The organism is Klebsiella sp. M041, assembly GCF_059759695.1.
Window position 1 is genome coordinate 23,440 of sequence record NZ_JCAXWU010000012.1, and the last position, 19,156, is coordinate 42,595.

A 19,156-nucleotide genomic window follows, 5' to 3' on the forward strand; every position below is an offset into this window, starting at 1 on the left:
AGTAATAATTTCTTTTTAAATACATAGATCTTCTAAAAGCTCTCTTTTAGAGATCGCTTTTAGAATCTCTTTGTATAGTACATCATTTTGATGTGCATTCTATGCGTTCATACATCATTTTGATGTATGTCATGGGTCTTTATACATCATTTTGATGTATGTTCCATTCATTACCTCATGCTGATGTACATCATTTTGATGTATGTTCTAGCTATAGAGTGCCAAATTGTCACCAATCACAGCCTAATAAGTGCCATTTTGTCACCAATTAAGGTTAGCCCGTGCTGGTAATTGGCAGGTAAAGATTGCCGTTGTTATAGGTGCTATCCCTTCACCCAGCGGTAGATGCTACGCCGGGACACCTTCCCCTCGTATTTCCTCACCAATTCCGCAACGGTGGCTCCTCGTTGGTATTCCTGTATTATTTTATTTCTGATGCTGTGCCCGTGTTCCAGGGGATGGCCTGGCCTCTGCCCCGCCACTACATGCAATGTATGCAGGCTGTCTGCACAGTTGACGGTGATTAATAAATCCCGCTTCCTGGGCTTATTACGATAAACCAACACCACAACAGGCATCGGACTACGTACAGATTCCACCCTATCTGGATGAATAAAACGTATACCACGATGGATTATCATCATTTCGTGCAGATAGGGCGAAGCCCAGACAAACTGGAGGAAGAACCCGGTTTGCGGTCTAAATGGAATCAAAAATACTGCCGTCTCCGGCTCGTGGGCTTTAGCCAGGAAACTTTCCACCCTAGAATAAGGCGGATTTATAAATAATGATTTCTCCTGAGTCCAATCCATTAATAAGGCATCATCTTCTTTAGTCCAATATCGAGCACAATGGCTATTCTGTTTTGTGGCTGCTGCATCACGAGTGAATTGGAAACGTTTATTCAACGCCTCAAATATAGCTCTCGGAGTTTGCCAGTCGTCTGACCCATTTTCTCCTACAATACTCCCATGTCGTAAATATCGCCTTAAATCCGTTCCCTGTTCTGCCATTTAATCTGTGTCACTATTCCCCGTAAATGTGGCACAAATAGACCATTAAACACACAATAAATCAACCATTAACACAGTATTAATAGCCCTGAATGTTCACGGGATAATGTAGCCAAACTGAACAAACAACTTTCATTGTAGAAATGGTTAACTATGTCGAAGCCAGATGCCATGCGGGTTACAGCACTGATTGTCGTAGCAAACTACTTTCATGACAGGTGCAATTTGTTCTATTTGTTGAACGAGATTTCAAAAGCGTAATTTTAAAAGCACAAAATGTTATAATATAACAATTAATTGATGCAAATAACAACCATTATCATTTACTATGCAAATCCCTATCTCACGGTATTGTAGTAATGTGAGGTAGGCAATCTAACCTATTGATTCAAATAACAAACAAATCTATCACCACCCTTTCACCATCTCCACTATGCAAGGTTTATTCAGTGTTTATGCATAAGCCGTTTTTCATTTGGCAAGAATAAACATGTGTTTATAAATGCCAACACATTGATTTATAAGCAGATATTTGAAACTGGCGAAAATTTGAAATGATGGGGCGTGCTTTTTTGCGTTAAGCACCCTAAGCAAGGGATCTCCCCGCCCCTATAAATCAGATAAAAAGTGAGATTTAATCATTGTAACTAACTGAAAATGATCATAATCTTATCTCACAGTTTCAATATTGACGGAGATAAGCAGATGGCGACCACGAAGATAATCACACAGGCAGAAGCATTTAAGCTGGTTAGTTGGCTTGAGAGTCATAACAAACAGCTATTCGCAGACGTAGCCATAGCTATGGCCTCTTTATGCCTACGTGTCGGGGATACGGTGAATTTGAAGTTCAGCCAGTTCAAGGAAGGAAACACGCTGGAAGTGTTGGAGAGTAAGACAGGTAAGAAGAAGGAAATCATTATTCCCCCCAAAGTCTGGGAGATTGTAGAACGCCGCCGCCAGGCATTCCCGAGAGACGAATACGTTTTCACGTCACACAGCAACCGTGCATCAGGAAAATCCCCTGTGAGTCGTGAGCAGGTAAACCGGGAGCTAAAACAAGCGGCTGAAAATGTAGGGATTAAAGGAACGGTAGGGTGCCATTCTTTTCGCAAGTTTGCCGCTACGCAGGTATTTGAACAGAGCAACGGCAACCTAGCTTTAGCTATGCGTACCCTCAACCATTCAGATCCTAAAGTGACCATGAACTATTTGAAGATCGACGTTAAGAGCGTGGGCGCTGCCCTTGCTAACATTTGGGAGTAATCACATGAAACCATTAATCGTGCTGACGCTGGCACTACTGCCAGCCTTGGCGAATGCCACGCAGATAACCTTAACCAATCCACAGGAGGAGCAAACGGAGAACGGTAAAACACTATGTGTGTATGAGAACACCAATTACCTGTTCACATACGTTACGAGCGCTCAGAGTTGCCCGTATGCAAAAACATTCAACACAGAGGATTCAGAAAATTGAAGAAGGAAGAAGAGCCGTGTAAAACAATTTTGGCTGAGGTGAGGAGTAGGAAATGAGTAGGAAATAATGTCAGAGTTACTGGTAACAAATTGCCGAGAATCATCACTCGATCAAATTTTCATTTTTTTTTCTGTTTTATTGACTTCTTCTCCAGGCCTTATGCGACGGGGACTTGCGGATTATTACCCTTCCGCAACCTCAATCTAACGTCAAAATCAACTCTTGTACTAAGAAGAATCCTTAATAGAATATTGCTCATGTAGTAGGTAGTCATGATCATGCCACTACATGTAGTACCCTTGCCTAAATTGCAGGCATAAAAAAACCGGGTCCATTTTCACAAACCCGGCTTGCATTGCATGACCAATAGGAGTCGCCAAACTCGTATGAATCTTTGCCTTGCCTTCATTTCTGACGGCTTGATTGTGCCAGGCAAAGAGGATCATGTAAACCCTAAAATAAGCGCTCATAAGGAGCATTGCATGACCATTTGTAAACAGTCACACCGTTACAACACGCTTTTCATCAGCTTACCTCACGATCAAGGTGGTGAGGGCCGCCACAAATGTTGTGGTTGTGCCTATGATCAGGGGTATCGCGCAGGTCTAGCTCGTACAGGTCAGGTTTGGGTAGACTTAGCCGCCTTACCTGATAGTCAGGCAGGAACTGTGCGTCATAAAAGCCCACAGGCTGCTTTTGCTGAAGGGTATCGTAACGGTGTGAATGATTCTTACCGCAATGTAGGTTAAGAATCGCAATTCAATAAGGGGGCATCCCGCCCCCTTAAAGCTATACATCCCACGGATTTGTTTTTTATTTTCCTCATGGGGTACCGCTGCCCGAGTGTGAAGACGTTTAGGTAGGAAAACGTACAGGTATGGCAAACGGTTCAGATGATTTAATCATTTTATATACGGTACCACACACAGTAAAAGTAAGTTTCTCAGTATCGATCACTCCCTCAACCTCTTTGTAGTCGAGTGGGAATTTCACCTTATTATCGTTAATTTTGTACAAGCCACCTGGGATGTTGGGGCCATGTTCGATTTGCAAATAATCGCCCTTGATTGTCCAGCGTCCTTCTACCTGGTATCCAATCGCGCTACCGTGCTCATTAAAGTAAATGCTCATGATGATTCCTTACTCTTTGAACTCAATTTCTTGATCATCAAACTCTCCATTACGAGAGAGTTTGATTGAAAAGCGCTTGAATGTATTGAAAAAGTCTTCCAAAGTTATTTGGACATTTTCTCTTCTTAACTCGCCAGTTTGTTCCATTATATATGCCTCTACATCAAAGAGATTCCCAGTTCTGAAGAAAGAAATGCCTTTAACTATTTCATCATCTTTCAGAATCCCTTTAGCTCTCAGGAAGTCACTAAAGCTGTCTTGATCGGCCCTGTCCGCTGCAACAGTGCCTTTGAAATCGTTATATTGAGTACTGGCTTTAAAGTGTTCGTTTTGCATGTTTTTATGTCCATTGCTGTGTGTAATCAAAGGTAGCGTAGCGCAGATTTTGGACAATACAAGCCATAAAGCCCCGTTGGTGATACAGCAACAAGCGGAGCGTAGCGACTTCATCAAGATTGTCAGAGCGATCCCACCTTATCAGGATAACCGTGTACCTTTCGGAGCGTGGCTGAAACGCTGATAGAGCTTGCATGTGGTGTGCAAGTACCAATATCACCATAAACCTGTTTATCCCTCAGTGAGGGGCATCGGGCTTAAATGCGTGTGATCAGTCTGTCGATGAAATGACAATGCCCGGTCAGGCTTTTCGTTCACGTTGGACTATCGCGGTGTGACTCTAGAACTGCCGCCGACGTTAAGTTAAACTTTCATCAACCGTTAACTTACCGTGACAACTAACAGTGTAATCCCCGTTGGTACTTAGTCGTTCAATGGTAGAACGATCACAAACAACTTACTTCACGGTAAGTTGTTGATAGCGAAACACATTTAAGCCAGTAGCTGGCTGGTGTTTTGCGACAAGGGGAGAGATCTGGAGCGGGCGAAGGGAATCGAACCCTCGTATAGAGCTTGGGAAGCTCTCGTTCTACCATTGAACTACGCCCGCGAAGAGGTGCGAGAAGCATTATAGCCCTTACGCACCCTGTGACAAGCCCGCCGGATGCTGACTGGCGATAAAATAACCTTTTAGCACTTAGGCTTACTGCCCTGCGGCGGCAGATAGCGCAGCGGATCGATGGCCGTCGCCCGGTAGCGGATCTGGAAATGCAGACGCACTGAGTCGGCATCCGTACTGCCCATGGTGGCGATTTGCTGGCCGGCCTTCACGCTCTGGCCGTTATTCACCATCAGCTTATCGTTGTGGGCATAGGCGGTGATGTAATCCTCGCTGTGCTTAATCATGATCAGGTTGCCGTAGCCGCGCAGCTGGTTGCCGACGTAGACCACCTTGCCCGCCCCGGCGGCGTAGACCGGCTGGCCGCGAGTTCCGGCGATATCAATGCCTTTATTGCCGCCATCGGCGGTGGAATAAGGCAGGACCACTTTGCCGCTGGTCGGCCAACGCCAGCAGCGCTGTCCCACCGGCGGCCAGGAGGACTGAGGTACCGCGGACGAAGGCGTGACCGCCGCCGTGCGCGTGGAGGCAGATTTTTTCTTCGTTGTCTTCGTTGAACTGCTGCCGTTAAGCTTCAGCTTCTGCCCCACCTCAATGGTGTAAGGCGGGGAGATGTTATTCAGGCGGGCCAGATCGCGAACGCTGGTGCCGGTGGTGCGGGAGATGCCATACAGGGTATCGCCGCGTTTGACGGTGTAGGTCGTACCGGAATCGGAGTTGCTGGAGCAACCGGCCAGCGCCAGGCTTACCACCAGCATCAGTGTCATAAAAACGCGTTTCATCATCAGGCATCCTGCACTTAACACAACCACTTACCTCGCAACCAGGGCGAATATCATACCAGTCCGCGGCGCAGGGCGTCATCCCTGATGGCGAAACCAATAGCCCCCCGCCATCGCATACGGCCCGCGACGGACAGCAATTGCTGCTGAAGCCGCACGTCGTGGTGGACTTACCCGCCATGACGCGTTGCCGCTCACAGAGCGGACTCCAGGGCTTGTTTTGGTAATGCCTTTCTCCCATTTATGGGCTACCCTAGAGGCCTGAGTACATGACCCGGCGGGTTTGTGCCGGGTCATTTTTTATTTTCAGGAGTCGTCATGGCCGGGGAACACGTCATTTTACTGGATGAGCAGGATCAACCTGCCGGTATGCTGGAGAAGTATGCCGCCCACACGCTTGATACCCCTTTACATCTCGCGTTTTCCTGCTGGTTGTTTAATCAGCAGGGGCAGTTGCTGGTCACCCGCCGTTCGCTGGGCAAAAAAGCCTGGCCCGGGGTGTGGACCAACTCCGTCTGCGGACACCCCCAGCAGGGCGAGACCTTCGAGCAGGCCGTCACGCGCCGCTGTCGCTTCGAACTCGGCGTGGAGATCGCCGACATCGTGCCGGTTCACCCGGCCTTCCGCTACCGGGCGGTCGCCCCGAACGGCATCGTTGAGAACGAAGTATGCCCGGTGTATGCCGCGCGCGTGGTGAGCGAAGTGCTGCCTAACGACGATGAAGTCATGGATTATCAGTGGGTTGACCTGGCAACGATGTTATGCGCGCTGGCCGCCACGCCGTGGGCGTTTAGCCCGTGGATGGTGCTGGAAGCGGAAAATCGGGACGCTCGCCAGGCGCTGACCGACTTTGTTGCGCGTGTGCGCGGGTAAGCTGACTATTCTCCAGGCCAGGCGCAGCCCTGTGCCTGTCATTAATGCCTGGCGGCGCTACGCTTGCACAGGCCTACGGTTCTGCGCTGTTGCGTAGCCCGGATAAGGCATTTACGCCGCCAGCCGAGCTACGCCAGACTTCAGGCCTCACGTCAGACATAAAAAAACCCGGCAAGCCGGGTTTTTGCATTTCACAAGACGCGATTATTTCTGCGGACGCATTGCCGGGAACAGGATCACGTCGCGGATGGTGTGGCTGTTGGTGAACAGCATCACCATGCGGTCGATACCGATACCCAGACCGGCGGTCGGCGGCAGGCCGTGCTCCAGCGCGGTGACGTAGTCTTCATCGTAGAACATCGCTTCGTCATCGCCCGCGGCTTTCGCATCAACCTGGTCCTGGAAGCGCTGCGCCTGATCTTCGGCGTCGTTCAGCTCGCTAAAGCCGTTACCGATCTCACGGCCGCCGATGAAGAATTCAAAGCGGTCGGTGATTTCCGGGTTGACGTCGTTACGGCGCGCCAGCGGAGAAACTTCCGCCGGGTATTCGGTGATGAAGGTCGGCTGGATCAGGTGCGCTTCCGCCACTTCTTCGAAGATCTCGGTCACGATACGGCCCAGACCCCAGCTCTTCTCCACTTTGATGCCGATAGACTCAGCGATCGCTTTCGCGGAATCGAAGTTATCCAGATCCGCCATCTCGGTTTCCGGACGGTATTTCTTGATCGCTTCGCGCATGGTCAGTTTTTCAAACGGCTTGCCGAAGTCGAACACCTGGTCGCCGTAAGGCACTTCGGTGTTGCCGAGAATGTCCTGCGCCAGGGTGCGGAACAGGGATTCGGTCAGCTCGATCAGATCTTTATAGTCCGCATAGGCCATGTAGAGTTCCATCATGGTGAACTCTGGGTTATGACGAACGGAGATCCCTTCGTTACGGAAGTTACGGTTGATCTCAAAGACGCGTTCGAAACCGCCCACGACCAGGCGCTTGAGGTACAGTTCCGGCGCGATGCGCAGGTACATGTCCAGATCCAGCGCGTTATGATGGGTGATGAACGGACGCGCGGAGGCGCCGCCCGGGATCACCTGCATCATCGGGGTTTCCACTTCCATAAAGCCGCGGCCAACCATGAACTGACGGATACCCGCCAGGATCTGCGAACGCACTTTAAAGGTGTTGCGCGATTCATCGTTGGAGATCAGGTCGAGGTAACGCTGACGATAGCGCGCTTCCTGATCCTGCAGGCCATGGAACTTGTCCGGTAACGGGCGCAGGGCTTTGGTCAGCAGACGCAGCTCGGTGCAGTGGATAGACAGCTCACCGGTTTTGGTCTTGAACAGCTTACCGCGGGCGGCGATGATGTCGCCGAGATCCCATTTTTTGAACTGGTCGTTGTAAACGCCTTCCGCCAGGTCATCGCGCGCTACGTACAGCTGGATGCGGCCGCCAACGTCCTGCAGAGTGACGAAGGACGCTTTACCCATGATACGGCGGGTCATCATGCGGCCAGCCACGGCCACTTCAACGTTCAGCGCTTCCAGCTCTTCGTTTTCTTTGGCATCGAAGTCAGCGTGCAGTTGGTCAGAGGTATGGTCACGACGGAAATCGTTCGGGAAAGCGACGCCCTGCTCACGCAGCGCAGCCAGCTTCTCGCGACGGGTTTTCAGTTCATTATTAAGGTCAATTGCCGCGTCAGCGCCCTGTGCTTGTTGTTCAGACATGTTGGTTCCTCATAACCCTGCTTTCAAACTTGCTTCGATAAATTGGTCCAGGCTGCCGTCGAGCACCGCCTGAGTGTTGCGGGTTTCCACCCCGGTACGCAGATCTTTAATACGCGAGTCATCCAGCACGTAAGAGCGGATCTGGCTGCCCCAGCCGATATCGGACTTGTTGTCTTCCATCGCCTGCTTCTCGGCATTTTTCTTCTGCATCTCCAGCTCATAAAGCTTCGCTTTCATCTGCTTCATGGCCTGGTCTTTGTTCTTGTGCTGCGAACGGTCGTTCTGGCACTGCGTCACCAACCCGGTCGGGATGTGGGTAATACGCACCGCGGATTCTGTACGGTTAACGTGCTGCCCACCGGCGCCGGAGGCGCGGTAAACGTCGATGCGCAGGTCGGCCGGGTTAATTTCGATATCGATATCGTCTTCAACTTCCGGGTAAACGAACGCAGAGCTAAAGGAGGTATGACGGCGGCCGCCGGAATCGAACGGGCTCTTACGCACCAGACGATGAACGCCGGTTTCGGTACGCAGCCAGCCGTAAGCGTAATCGCCGATGATCTTGATGGTCACGGATTTAATGCCCGCGACTTCACCTTCGGACTCTTCGATGATCTCGGTCTTAAAGCCGCGCGCTTCCGCCCAGCGCAGGTACATGCGCATCAGCATGCTGGCCCAGTCCTGGGCTTCGGTGCCGCCGGAGCCTGCCTGAATATCGAGGTAGCAATCGGCGTTGTCGTATTCGCCGGAGAACATGCGGCGGAACTCAAGCTGCGCCAGCTTCTCTTCCAGCGTATCCAGCTCGGCGACGGCTTCGTTGAAGGTCTCTTCGTCGTCCGCTTCCACGGCCAGATCCAGCAGGCCGGCAACGTCTTCCAGCCCCTGGGACATCTGATCCAGGGTATCTACGATGGCTTCCAGGGAAGAACGCTCTTTACCCAGCGCCTGAGCGCGTTCAGGTTCGTTCCAGACGTCCGGCTGTTCCAGCTCGGCGTTTACTTCTTCGAGACGCTCTTTCTTGGCATCGTAGTCAAAGATACCCCCTAAGAACGTCGGAGCGCTCCGTGAGGTCCTGAATGCGGTTTTTTACCGGATTTATTTCAAACATGGTCGGTTTCTTTTAATGGATTTGTCAAAATGCGGTGATAAGAGCGGAATTCTACCGGATTCGCGCCCTTATTCATACACTGTTGTCAATTTGGCCAGAGGTGATCGATGATCAGCTGCAGGCTGCGGTTGCCGCGGAACTCATTGATGTCGAGCTTGTAGGCTAACTGGACTTCACGCACGCCGTTGTCGGGCCAGATGGAAGTATCCACGTTGAAGGCGATACCGTCCAGCAGCGGGCCGCCGTCAACCGGCTCGACCATCACCTTCAGGTGACGCTCGCCCACCAGCCGCTGCTGCAGCAGGCGGAAACGGCCGTCAAACAGCGGTTCCGGGAACATCTGTCCCCACGGCCCGGCGTCGCGCAGCATCTGCGCCACTTCCATGCTCATCTCCGCCGCCGCCAGCGGCCCGTCGGAAACGACCTCGCCCTGTAACAGCGCGGGATCCAGCCACTCGGTCACCAGCTCGCCAAAGCGCTGCTGAAACTCCTCAAAGCGCGCCTCTTCCAGCGATAATCCTGCCGCCATCGCGTGGCCGCCGAACTTCAGGATCAGCCCCGGATAGAGCGTATCGAGACGCTCCAGCGCATCGCGCATATGCAGCCCCTGAATGGAGCGGCCGGAGCCTTTCAGCGTACCGTCGCCGGTGGGCGCAAAGGCGATCACCGGCCGGTGGAAACGTTCCTTAATTCGCGAGGCGAGGATGCCGACCACCCCCTGGTGCCACTGCGGATGGTACATCGCCAGCCCGCCGGGCAGGGTGTCGCTACTGCGTTCCAGCTGCTGACAGAGCGTTAGCGCTTCCGCCTGCATCCCCTGCTCGATCTCTTTGCGCGTCTGGTTGAGCGCGTCAAGCTCATTGGCTAACACGCGCGCTTCGCCAATGTTATCGCACAGCAGCAGCGCGACGCCCACCGACATGTCGTCCAGCCGCCCCGCCGCGTTCAGGCGCGGCCCGAGGGCAAAACCGAGGTCGCTGGCCGCCAGCTTTTGCGGATCGCGGTTGGCAATCTCCAGCAGCGCCTTAATGCCGGGCCGACATTTGCCAGCGCGAATGCGGCTTAACCCCTGCCAGGTGAGAATACGATTGTTAGCATCCAGCGGCACGACGTCGGCAACAGTGCCAAGCGCCACCAGATCCAGCAGCTCGGCAAGGTTCGGCGCGGCGATGCCGCGGGCATCGAACCAGCCGTTATCACGCAGAAAGGTGCGCAGCGCCAGCATCAGATAGAACGCCACCCCGACCCCGGCCAGCGATTTCGACGGAAAGTCGCAATCGCGCAGGTTAGGGTTAACGATGGCCTCCGCCGCCGGCAGCGTCTCCCCCGGCAGATGGTGATCGGTCACCAGCACCGGGATCCCCAGCGCATGGGCATGATCGACGCCGGCATGGGACGAGATCCCGTTGTCGACGGTCATGATCATCTGCGCGCCGCGGGCGTGGGCCTGATCGACCACTTCCGGGCTCAAGCCGTAGCCGTCTTCAAAACGGTTCGGCACCAGGTAGGAGACGTTGCCGTAGCCCAGCGCGCGCAGGGCCAGCACGCTGAGCGCGGTGCTGGTGGCGCCGTCGGCGTCAAAATCGCCGACTACGACAATGTGCAACCCTTTCTGGAAAGCGTCGTGCAGCATCCCGACCGCTTTTTCAACGCCGGTGAGCTGCGTCCACGGCAGCATGCCTTTGACGCTGCGCTCCAGCTCCTGGGCGCTGCGCACCCCGCGGCTGGCATACAGCCGCTGCAGCAGCGGCGGCAGTTCGGCGGGTAAATCGACGCCGTCAACCGCCTCGCGGCGGCGTAGTTGTATCTGTTGTTTCACGCGAATCAGTTACCGCTTGTCTGTTTTTTATGCTCGTCGAGGAACGCCTTCAGCTCTTTCGGCCCCTGATAGCCCGGCAGCACCATGCCGTTGCTGAGGACCATCGCCGGGGTACCGTTGACGCCCATCTGCACGCCAAGGGTGTAGTGTTTAGCGATATCCACGCTGCAGCTCGCCGGCTGCACGCCCTTGCCGTTCATAGCGTCATCCAGCGCTTTGTTGCGATCTTTCGCGCACCAGATGGCCTTCATGTCCTGCTCCGCCTGGCTCTGCAGTCCCTGGCGCGGGAAGGCGAGATAGCGCACGGTGATCCCCAGCGCGTTGTAGTCGCTCATCTGCTCATGCAGCTTATGGCAATAACCGCAGGTGATGTCGGTGAAGACGGTAATGACGTGCTGCTCCTTCGGCGCTTTGTAGACAATCATTTCGTTGCTCAGCGCGTTCAGTTTACCCAGCAGCAGCTGGTTAGTGACATTGACCGGCTGCGCGCCGCTCACGTCGTACATCGGCCCCTGGATGATGTGCTTGCCGTCGTCGGTGACATACAGTACGCCGCTGTCGGTCAGCACCGTGCTCATCCCGGAAACCGGCGACGGTTGAATATCGGTGCTCTGCACACCCAGCTTCGCCAGCGACTGTTTAATTGCCGCGCTATCGGCATGCGCCGCCCCGGAAAGGGAAGCCGCCAGCAGGGTGAACATCAATAAACCTTTTTTCATACTCAGTCCTTTTGTTCAGCACTCACGCCCGCGGGTGGTGCTGTTGATGAAGTTGTCGCAGACGCTCGGTCGCCACGTGGGTGTAGATCTGCGTGGTGGAGAGATCGCTGTGTCCTAACAGCATCTGCACCACGCGCAGGTCGGCGCCATGATTGAGCAAATGCGTGGCGAACGCATGGCGCAACACGTGCGGGGAGAGCTTTTCGCTGTCGATCCCCGCCAGCACGGCATAGTGTTTAATCCGGTGCCAGAAGGTCTGACGCGTCATCTGCTGGGCGCGCTGGCTGGGAAATAAGACATCCGACGCCACGCCGTTCAGCAGCCAGGGGCGACCATACTCGAGGTAATTTTCCACCCACAGTACCGCCTCTTCCCCCAGCGGCACCAGCCGCTCTTTGTTGCCTTTGCCCACCACCCGCAGCACGCCCTGGCGCAGGCTGATGTCGCTCATCGTCAGCCCCACCAGCTCCGAGACGCGCAGGCCGGTGGCATACAGCACCTCCAGCATCGCTTTGTCGCGCAACTCCAGCGGCTGCTCCACCAGCGGGGCCTGCAGCAGACGCTCAACCTGCGCCTCACTGAGATCCTTCGGCAGCCGCTGCGGCAGCTTCGGCGAGGCCAGCAGCGCGCTGGGGTCGTCCGGGCGAATTTTTTCCCGGTACAGATGCTGGAAGAAACGACGCACGGCGCTCAGCAGGCGCGCGGTGCTGGTGGCTTTATAGCCGCCGGACTGCCGCTCGGCCAGCAGCGCCTGCAGGTCGTCGCTGCCGACGCTTGCCAGCGACAGGCCGCGATGGTGCAGCCACTCCACGAGCATCGTCAAATCGCGACGGTAGGCGCTGAGCGTATTCTCCGCCAGATTGCGCTCCAGCCAAAGGGCATCGAGAAACTGTTCGATTAGTGCCAGATCCTGTTTCACATCGGCCTCTTTGTTCGTTAAACGCTCTCATTATGCCTTAAGAGGACGCCTTTCTGGTACACTGCCCGCCATTCACAGCAAGAATCGAGATGTTTACGCGATGAATATAGGTCTGTTTTACGGCTCCAGTACCTGCTACACCGAAATGGCCGCGGAGAAAATCCGCGATATCATCGGCCCTGAGCTGGTGACGTTGCACAATCTGAAAGATGACTCCCCCGCCCTGATGAGCCAGTACGATGTACTGATCCTCGGCATCCCGACCTGGGATTTCGGCGAAATTCAGGAAGACTGGGAAGCGGTTTGGGACCAGCTGGACACCCTGGACCTGGAGGGCAAAATCGTCGCGCTGTACGGCATGGGCGATCAGCTGGGCTATGGCGAATGGTTCCTTGACGCGCTGGGCATGCTGCATGACAAGCTGGCGACCAAAGGCGTGAAGTTTGTCGGCTACTGGCCAACCGAAGGCTATGAGTTCACCAGCCCGAAACCGGTGATCGCTGATGGCCAACTGTTCGTTGGCCTGGCGCTGGATGAAACCAACCAGTACGACCTGAGCGACGAGCGCATCCAGAGCTGGTGCGAGCAGATCCTCGGCGAAATGGCCGAACACTTCTCCTGACGCCGCTTACTCCTGCGCCGGTTTTTGCAGCACCAACCGGCGCAGATCCCGCCACTCTCCGGGATCCATGCTGTCCGCCGCCAGCCACAGATGCTGACCGCGTCGGGTATCGACATGGCGCAAACGCAGCAGCATACCGCTGTTGATGACCCACGGCGTCCCGAGGATCTCCCATTCGGCGTTTTGCCAGCGCAGCCGGGAATCGGTGAGCAGTTTTATCTCCCCGCGACGGGCATGGATCCGTCGCTGGCTACGCACACAGTCAAAGACTACCAGCGACAGCAGCAGCAGCCAGATCGGGGTGTAGCTTAACGGCCAGGGAACCAGCAACACCAGCGCCGCCACAACGCCGTGGAGCAGCAGGGAAAACCACTGCGCGCGCCAGGAGATACGGAGATCAGATTGCCACAGGACCACGTTCCCGATTCCGTGTTTGAATTAAGGTTACCATCCGCTGCAGCTCCGCATCGGCCGGTTTGCCGTGGTTCATCAGCCAGTTGAACAGATCCGGATCGTCATTTTCCAGCAGGCGAATGAACAGCTGTTTGTCAGCGTCGCTGAGGGTATCGTACTCATACTCAAAGAACGGCATGATGGAGATGTCGAGTTCGCGCATCCCGCGGCGGCATGCCCAGTGGATACGTGCTTTATTGTTAATGTCCATGTTGACCTTCCAGCAGCAAAATATAGGTTAGTTTAACCCGTTTTCTGCCGTAACTTTACAGGAATATCGCTGAATGCGAGCATCCTTCCATAAAAACCATAAAATAATGATGGGCTTATTGTTTTCCCGCGTCAGGCCGTCGCCAAACGTCAGCGCACAAATGGCCTGTTGAAAGCGCTTGCAATGCACTATAGCTCTTTTACCATTGGTCACACACACTGCGTTAAGCGATTCAGGATATGACTATGGCTTTTACACCTTTTCCTCCGCGTCAGCCTTCCTCTTCCGCTCGTCTGCCGTTAACGCTGATGACCCTGGATGACTGGGCGCTGGCGACAATTAGCGGACCGGACAGCGAAAAATATCTGCAGGGGCAGATTACCGCCGATGTGAGCAGTCTCACCGATGCCCAGCATCTGCTTGCCGCCCACTGTGACGCCAAAGGCAAGATGTGGAGCAACCTGCGCGTATTCCGCCGCGACGGCGGCTTCGCGTGGATTGAGCGCCGCAGCCTGCGCGACGCGCAGCTGACCGAGCTGAAAAAATATGCCGTCTTCTCCAAAGTCACCATCGCCGCCAACGACGATCTGGTTCTGCTGGGGGTGGCCGGCTTCCAGGCGCGCGCCGCGCTGGCGCCGCTGTTCACCGCCCTGCCCGACGCCGCGACGCCGGTGGTTAGCGAAGGCGCCACCAGCCTGCTGTGGTTTGAACACCCGGGCGAACGCTTCCTGCTGGTGACCGATGTCGACACCGCCAATCGCGTCACCGACGCGCTGCGCGGCGAAGCGCAGCTCAACAATAGCCAGCAGTGGCTGGCGCTGAATATTGAAGCCGGTCTGCCGGTTATCGACAGCGCCAACAGCGGGCAGTTCATTCCGCAGGCCACCAACCTGCAGGCGCTGGGCGGTATCAGCTTCAAAAAAGGCTGCTATACCGGCCAGGAAATGGTCGCCAGGGCGAAATTCCGCGGCGCCAATAAGCGCGCGCTGTGGACGCTGTCAGGTACCGCCAGCCGGGTGCCGGAGGCCGGAGAAGATCTGGAGCTGAAGATGGGCGAAAACTGGCGCCGCACCGGTACGGTGCTTGCGGCGGTTCAGCTGGATGATGGCCAGCTGCTGGTGCAGGTGGTGATGAATAACGATATGGAGCCGGACAGCGTGTTCCGCGTGCGCGACGATGCCGGCAGCCTGCGCATCGAACCGCTGCCCTATTCGCTGGAAGAAGCTTAACCTCATCCCTCGGCAGTTGCCGGCTGGCGGCGCAAGCGGCTGAGTCGGGCGACCAGGTCGCAGAATTTCGTCGCCACGATAAGCGTGGACGTGGTCAGGATATGCAGCAAGGAGCCCCTTACGGGGCTCTTTTTTTATCCGTGTTGACCGACGTAGAGATAGATCGCCAGGAAGTGACACACGCTGCCGCCGAGCACGAAGCCATGCCAGATAGCGTGGTTATAGGGAATGCGTTTGCAGACGTAGAAGATGACCCCGAGCGAGTACACCACCCCGCCGACCGCCAGCAGCGTCACGCCGCCCACCGCCAGCTTTACCGCCAGCTGATAGACCACGATAAGCGACAGCCAACCCATGGTCAGATAGGTGACCAGCGACAGGATTTTAAAGCGGTGCGCGATGGTCAGCTTAAACAGGATCCCCAGCAGCGCCAGGCTCCAGATGACGATCATCAGCCCCTTCGCCAGCGGCGAGTTCAACCCTACCAGCAAAAACGGCGTATAGGTCCCGGCGATTAACAAGTAGATGGCGCAGTGGTCGAACTTTTTCAGCCACTGTTTCGCCCGCTGATGCGGGATCGCGTGATAGAGCGTGGAGGCGAGAAACAGCATAATCATGCTGCCGCCGTACAGACTGTAGCTGGTGATCGCCGTCGCGCTGGCGTTAGTGTCCACCGCCTGCACCAGCAAGAGCACGAGGCCGACGATACCGAACACCAGCCCGATCCCGTGACTGATGCTGTTGGCAACTTCCTCTGCCAGAGAATATCCCTGAGTGATTAATGGTTTGCGCACCATATTTGACTCCGTGAAAACAAGAACGCTTTCATTGCCCACTTAGGGTAACTGAGAATGATTCCAGTGAACACCTGTTAGCTAAAATAAAACGATGTATATTTGTAAATACATTAAAATCATAAAGTTACAATTTTATTTCAACTCACAGCTGTTCCTGATTACCTTAAAGCGTTTTGAATTCAATGACATAAAACTGGTTCTCGCCAGGATAGATGTCGCTGATGACCTGACGCAGCTGCCCGAGGGTCATATTCTCCTGTTGAGCATGCTGTTCGGTCAGCGTGTCGAGAGTCACCGTCGAGGTCGCGGTCACGGCGATGGTGCAAAAATAGCCGTTGTCTTCATAGCGCCCGACGCGCAGCACATCGCCGGGCTTAAAGTGCGACTCCGCCGCATCGCGAATGGTGATCGTTTTGCGCCCGGCGAGGATGTCCTCCTGAAAGCGCTGAAAAAAGGTAATGTCATTGGCCTGCATGATATAATTCCGTCCTGGTCATTATGAATTGTGAGTTCGCCACTGTGAGTATGTTCTCCCACGCCGCTGTCGCCAGTCTCAATAATCTTGAGATGATGGTCTACCACTACGTCATTAAGAATCGTGACAAAGTGATGTACATGACCATCCGCGAACTGGCCGAAGCCGCCGGCGTCTCCACCACCACCGTGTTGCGCTTCTGCCGCAAACTGCAGTGCGAGGGCTACTCTGAATTTCGCGTGCGCTTTAAATTATATCTTGAGCAGAACGAGCCTCAACAGGCAAATATCGGCGCCAGCGAAATCATGAGCTTTTTTAAAAGCGTTAATAATGACGAGTTCGATGAATTACTCGAGCAGGCCGTCGATATTATTCTCGCCTCCGAACGTATTATTTTCGTCGGCGCAGGCACCTCGGGCGCGCTGGCGAAATATGGCGCCCGCTTCTTCTCCAACGTCGGGAAATTTAGTAATCATATTGATGACCCCTATTTTCCGGTGACTAACGATATGGCCCGTAACGCGCTGGCGATCGTGCTTTCCGTCTCCGGCGAGACGGAAGAGATCCTGCGCTTCGCCAGCCAGTTCAGCCTGCACCGCTGCAAGGTGATGTCCATTACCAGTCACGAACACTCGCGGCTGGCCAAACTGGCCGATTTCAATCTCTCCTGGCACGTGCCGCAGACGCGCATTGGCGGTGTCTACGATATTACGACGCAAATTCCAGTGATCTATATTCTCGAAACGCTCGGACGTAAATTAGCGCGCAAAATCAGCTAAAAATAACAGCCTGTTTTTTCGATGTAACATATTACGTATGGCGGAATTTGTTATATCGTGACATTCAATTTCACTTTGCTAGACTCGAGAGCAATAGTTATTAGAGAGATTAGCCAGGATGAAAAAATTAACCCTTCCGAAAGATTTTTTATGGGGCGGCGCGGTTGCCGCGCATCAGGTTGAAGGCGGCTGGGATCAGGGCGGCAAAGGCCCGAGCATCTGCGACGTACTGACCGGCGGGGCGCACGGCGTGCCGCGTGAAATCACCCACCAGGTTGAAGCCGGCAAATATTACCCCAACCACGAAGCGGTGGATTTCTACGACCGCTACAAAGAAGACATCAAACTGTTCGCCGAGATGGGCTTCAAATGCTTCCGTACCTCCATCGCCTGGACCCGCATCTTCCCGCAGGGCGACGAGACCCAGCCGAATGAAGAGGGGCTGAAGTTCTACGACGACATGTTCGACGAGCTGCTGAAGTACAACATCGAGCCGGTGATCACCCTCTCCCACTTCGAGATGCCCCTGTACCTGGTGCAGCAGTACGGCGGCTGGACCAACCGTAAAGTGGTCGATTTCTTTGTGCGCTTCGCCGAAGTGGTCTTCGAGCGCTATAAGCACAAAGTGAAATACTGGATGACCTTCAACGAGATCAATAACCAGCGTAACTGGCGCGCGCCGCTGTTCGGCTACTGCTGCTCCGGGGTGGTTTATACCGAGCATGACAACCCGGAAGAGACCATGTACCAGGTGCTGCACCATCAGTTCGTCGCCAGCGCGCTGGCGGTGAAAGCGGCGCGTGGTATTAACCCGGACATGCAGGTCGGCTGCATGCTGGCGATGGTCGCCCTCTACCCTTACTCCTGCAAACCGGAAGATGTGATGTTTGCTCAGGAGTCGATGCGCGAGCGCTACGTCTTTACCGACGTTCAGCTGCGCGGTTACTATCCGAGCTATGTGCTGAATGAGTGGGAGCGCCGCGGCTTCAACATCAAGATGGAAGATGGCGACGCGCAGATCCTGCGCGAAGGCACCTGCGCTTATCTTGGCTTCAGCTACTACATGACCAACGCGGTAAAAGCCGAAGGCGGCACCGGCGACGCCATTTCCGGCTTCGAAGGCAGCGTGCCGAATCCGCACGTCAAAGCCTCCGACTGGGGCTGGCAGATTGACCCGGTCGGTCTGCGCTATTCCCTGTGTGAATTGTATGAGCGCTACCAGAAGCCGCTGTTTATCGTCGAGAACGGCTTTGGCGCCTACGACAAAGTCGAAGCCGACGGCAGCATCAACGATGACTACCGCATTGACTACCTGCGCGCCCACGTCGAAGAGATGATGAAAGCCGTCACCTACGACGGCGTCAATTTGATGGGCTATACCCCGTGGGGCTGCATCGACTGCGTCTCCTTCACCACCGGCCAGTACAGCAAACGCTACGGCTTCATCTACGTCAACAAACACGACGACGGCACCGGCGATATGTCCCGCTCGCGCAAGAAGAGCTTCAACTGGTACAAAGAGGTCATCGCCAGCAACGGTGAGAATCTGTAATTGACTGCCCTCTCCCGGCCGGGAGAGGGCAAATCGCTTATCCGCCAGACACTTCTTTACAGCTTTACCATTGCCAAAACGCGTTCGCCCGATAAGATAGGCCTCGTGAATATTTGAGGCGCTCATGATTAAGCGACAACGCAAAGCCATTCTTTTTGTTCTCCTGGCCTGTCTGGTGGTGCTGGTCTGCACCGCCCAGCGAATGGCCGGGATGCACGCGCTGGTCATGAACCTCGCTGCCGACAGCCCGTCGCTACAGCAAACCCAGGATAAGGCCGACGCGCCGGTCACGCCGTGCGAGCTCAGCGCCAAGTCGCTGATGGCCGTCCCGCCGATGCTGTTCGAAGGGGCGCTGTTGGCTATCACCCTGCTGCTGGCGGTGCTGGCGGCGATCCCGCCGCGTATCGAACGCCAGTGGCCTCCCCGCGTTATCTCCCCGCCCCGATTGCGGGTGCATCTGCGATTATGCGTCTTCCGTGAGTGAGTGATTTTCCTGACAGTTCAGGTTAATTCATCA

The 19,156-nt window shown here is 54.8% G+C and carries 22 protein-coding genes and 1 tRNA gene; 9 read left to right on the plus strand and 14 right to left on the minus strand.

Features of this window, described 5'->3' with window-relative positions; all coding sequences use genetic code 11:
• Positions 1-323: 323 nt before the first annotated feature.
• Positions 324-1,013: a DNA N-6-adenine-methyltransferase gene (locus AC6CWS_RS16655; protein WP_024623145.1), complete on the minus strand. Its 690-nt coding sequence runs from the start codon at positions 1,011-1,013 to the stop codon at positions 324-326.
• 705 nt (positions 1,014-1,718) lie between these two features.
• Here AC6CWS_RS16655 and AC6CWS_RS16660 point away from each other — a divergent pair.
• From AC6CWS_RS16660 to AC6CWS_RS16670, 3 genes are all read left to right on the plus strand, one after another.
• On the plus strand, positions 1,719-2,279 hold the full coding sequence (locus AC6CWS_RS16660; RefSeq protein WP_024623144.1) for a tyrosine-type recombinase/integrase: 561 nt from the start codon (positions 1,719-1,721) through the stop codon (positions 2,277-2,279).
• 4 nt (positions 2,280-2,283) lie between these two features.
• Positions 2,284-2,493, plus strand: a complete 210-nt coding sequence (locus AC6CWS_RS16665) for a hypothetical protein (protein WP_072145364.1) — start codon at positions 2,284-2,286, stop codon at positions 2,491-2,493.
• Between the two features lie 482 nt (positions 2,494-2,975).
• Positions 2,976-3,242 (plus strand): hypothetical protein, encoded by a 267-nt coding sequence (locus AC6CWS_RS16670; protein WP_072145363.1) that lies wholly within the window; start codon positions 2,976-2,978, stop codon positions 3,240-3,242.
• A gap of 106 nt (positions 3,243-3,348) precedes the next feature.
• Here the strand turns inward: AC6CWS_RS16670 and AC6CWS_RS16675 are convergent, their stop codons facing one another.
• The 4 genes from AC6CWS_RS16675 to actS all read right to left on the minus strand — a co-directional run bounded on the left by AC6CWS_RS16675 (position 3,349) and on the right by actS (position 5,364).
• On the minus strand, positions 3,349-3,624 hold the full coding sequence (locus AC6CWS_RS16675) for a hypothetical protein (protein ID WP_498256427.1): 276 nt from the start codon (positions 3,622-3,624) through the stop codon (positions 3,349-3,351).
• Positions 3,625-3,633: 9 nt separating this feature from the next.
• Positions 3,634-3,960, minus strand: coding sequence for a hypothetical protein (locus AC6CWS_RS16680; protein ID WP_024623141.1), 327 nt, complete (start codon positions 3,958-3,960; stop codon positions 3,634-3,636).
• A gap of 536 nt (positions 3,961-4,496) precedes the next feature.
• Positions 4,497-4,570: transfer RNA gene (locus AC6CWS_RS16685), tRNA-Gly, on the minus strand.
• Between the two features lie 80 nt (positions 4,571-4,650).
• Entirely contained in the window at positions 4,651-5,364 is a 714-nt protein-coding gene (gene actS / locus AC6CWS_RS16690) for an amidase activator ActS (protein WP_050533763.1), read from the minus strand.
• Between the two features lie 315 nt (positions 5,365-5,679).
• Between actS and idi the strand changes: the two genes are divergently transcribed.
• A complete protein-coding gene (gene idi, locus AC6CWS_RS16695) occupies positions 5,680-6,234 on the plus strand; it encodes an isopentenyl-diphosphate Delta-isomerase (RefSeq protein WP_065883823.1) in 555 nt (184 codons plus the stop codon).
• A gap of 204 nt (positions 6,235-6,438) precedes the next feature.
• On the opposite strand, the gene lysS is transcribed toward idi, so the two are convergent.
• The 5 genes from lysS to xerD form a co-directional block, all read right to left on the minus strand.
• A complete protein-coding gene (lysS, locus tag AC6CWS_RS16700; RefSeq protein ID WP_008806422.1) occupies positions 6,439-7,956 on the minus strand; it encodes a lysine--tRNA ligase in 1,518 nt (505 codons plus the stop codon).
• A 9-nt stretch (positions 7,957-7,965) separates the two neighbouring features.
• Positions 7,966-9,064 (minus strand): peptide chain release factor 2 gene (gene prfB / locus AC6CWS_RS16705; protein ID WP_101862173.1). Its coding sequence is split into 2 segments (ribosomal slippage): positions 7,966-8,988 and positions 8,990-9,064, totalling 1,098 coding nucleotides; the frame shifts between segments, so codons are not numbered across the junction.
• 85 nt (positions 9,065-9,149) lie between these two features.
• On the minus strand, positions 9,150-10,883 hold the full coding sequence (gene recJ, locus AC6CWS_RS16710) for a single-stranded-DNA-specific exonuclease RecJ (protein ID WP_065883824.1): 1,734 nt from the start codon (positions 10,881-10,883) through the stop codon (positions 9,150-9,152).
• A gap of 5 nt (positions 10,884-10,888) precedes the next feature.
• The gene (dsbC, locus tag AC6CWS_RS16715) at positions 10,889-11,602 is read right to left on the minus strand and encodes a bifunctional protein-disulfide isomerase/oxidoreductase DsbC (protein ID WP_002916301.1); all 714 of its coding nucleotides are present in this window, start codon (positions 11,600-11,602) and stop codon (positions 10,889-10,891) included.
• Between the two features lie 22 nt (positions 11,603-11,624).
• On the minus strand, positions 11,625-12,521 hold the full coding sequence (gene xerD, locus AC6CWS_RS16720; protein ID WP_004144729.1) for a site-specific tyrosine recombinase XerD: 897 nt from the start codon (positions 12,519-12,521) through the stop codon (positions 11,625-11,627).
• Between the two features lie 100 nt (positions 12,522-12,621).
• Here xerD and fldB point away from each other — a divergent pair, with 100 nt between their 5' ends.
• Positions 12,622-13,143 (plus strand): flavodoxin FldB, encoded by a 522-nt coding sequence (gene fldB / locus AC6CWS_RS16725; protein ID WP_004205324.1) that lies wholly within the window; start codon positions 12,622-12,624, stop codon positions 13,141-13,143.
• A gap of 6 nt (positions 13,144-13,149) precedes the next feature.
• Here fldB and AC6CWS_RS16730 read toward each other — a convergent pair whose 3' ends face one another.
• Positions 13,150-13,560 (minus strand): protein YgfX, encoded by a 411-nt coding sequence (locus tag AC6CWS_RS16730; protein ID WP_023290968.1) that lies wholly within the window; start codon positions 13,558-13,560, stop codon positions 13,150-13,152.
• Positions 13,541-13,807 carry an FAD assembly factor SdhE gene (gene sdhE, locus AC6CWS_RS16735; RefSeq protein ID WP_002916312.1) on the minus strand — a complete coding sequence of 89 codons (267 nt, stop codon included), beginning with the start codon at positions 13,805-13,807 and terminating at the stop codon, positions 13,541-13,543. Before sdhE ends, AC6CWS_RS16730 begins: the two co-directional genes overlap by 20 nt.
• A gap of 245 nt (positions 13,808-14,052) precedes the next feature.
• Between sdhE and ygfZ the strand changes: the two genes are divergently transcribed.
• Positions 14,053-15,036, plus strand: a complete 984-nt coding sequence (gene ygfZ / locus AC6CWS_RS16740) for a tRNA-modifying protein YgfZ (protein ID WP_065883825.1) — start codon at positions 14,053-14,055, stop codon at positions 15,034-15,036.
• Between the two features lie 134 nt (positions 15,037-15,170).
• On the opposite strand, the gene trhA is transcribed toward ygfZ, so the two are convergent.
• Together trhA and yqfB are read right to left on the minus strand one after the other, a co-directional pair.
• Complete coding sequence (gene trhA, locus AC6CWS_RS16745) at positions 15,171-15,833, minus strand: PAQR family membrane homeostasis protein TrhA (protein WP_065883827.1); 663 nt, start codon at positions 15,831-15,833, stop codon at positions 15,171-15,173.
• Positions 15,834-15,996: 163 nt separating this feature from the next.
• Positions 15,997-16,308 (minus strand): N(4)-acetylcytidine aminohydrolase, encoded by a 312-nt coding sequence (gene yqfB, locus AC6CWS_RS16750; protein WP_065883829.1) that lies wholly within the window; start codon positions 16,306-16,308, stop codon positions 15,997-15,999.
• Positions 16,309-16,358: 50 nt separating this feature from the next.
• Here yqfB and AC6CWS_RS16755 point away from each other — a divergent pair, with 50 nt between their 5' ends.
• From AC6CWS_RS16755 to AC6CWS_RS16765, 3 genes are all read left to right on the plus strand, one after another.
• Positions 16,359-17,087, plus strand: coding sequence for a MurR/RpiR family transcriptional regulator (locus AC6CWS_RS16755; protein ID WP_032454033.1), 729 nt, complete (start codon positions 16,359-16,361; stop codon positions 17,085-17,087).
• 118 nt (positions 17,088-17,205) lie between these two features.
• Positions 17,206-18,639 (plus strand): 6-phospho-beta-glucosidase, encoded by a 1,434-nt coding sequence (locus tag AC6CWS_RS16760; protein ID WP_065883832.1) that lies wholly within the window; start codon positions 17,206-17,208, stop codon positions 18,637-18,639.
• 124 nt (positions 18,640-18,763) lie between these two features.
• Positions 18,764-19,123: a hypothetical protein gene (locus AC6CWS_RS16765; protein ID WP_023290973.1), complete on the plus strand. Its 360-nt coding sequence runs from the start codon at positions 18,764-18,766 to the stop codon at positions 19,121-19,123.
• Positions 19,124-19,156 lie beyond the last annotated feature (33 nt).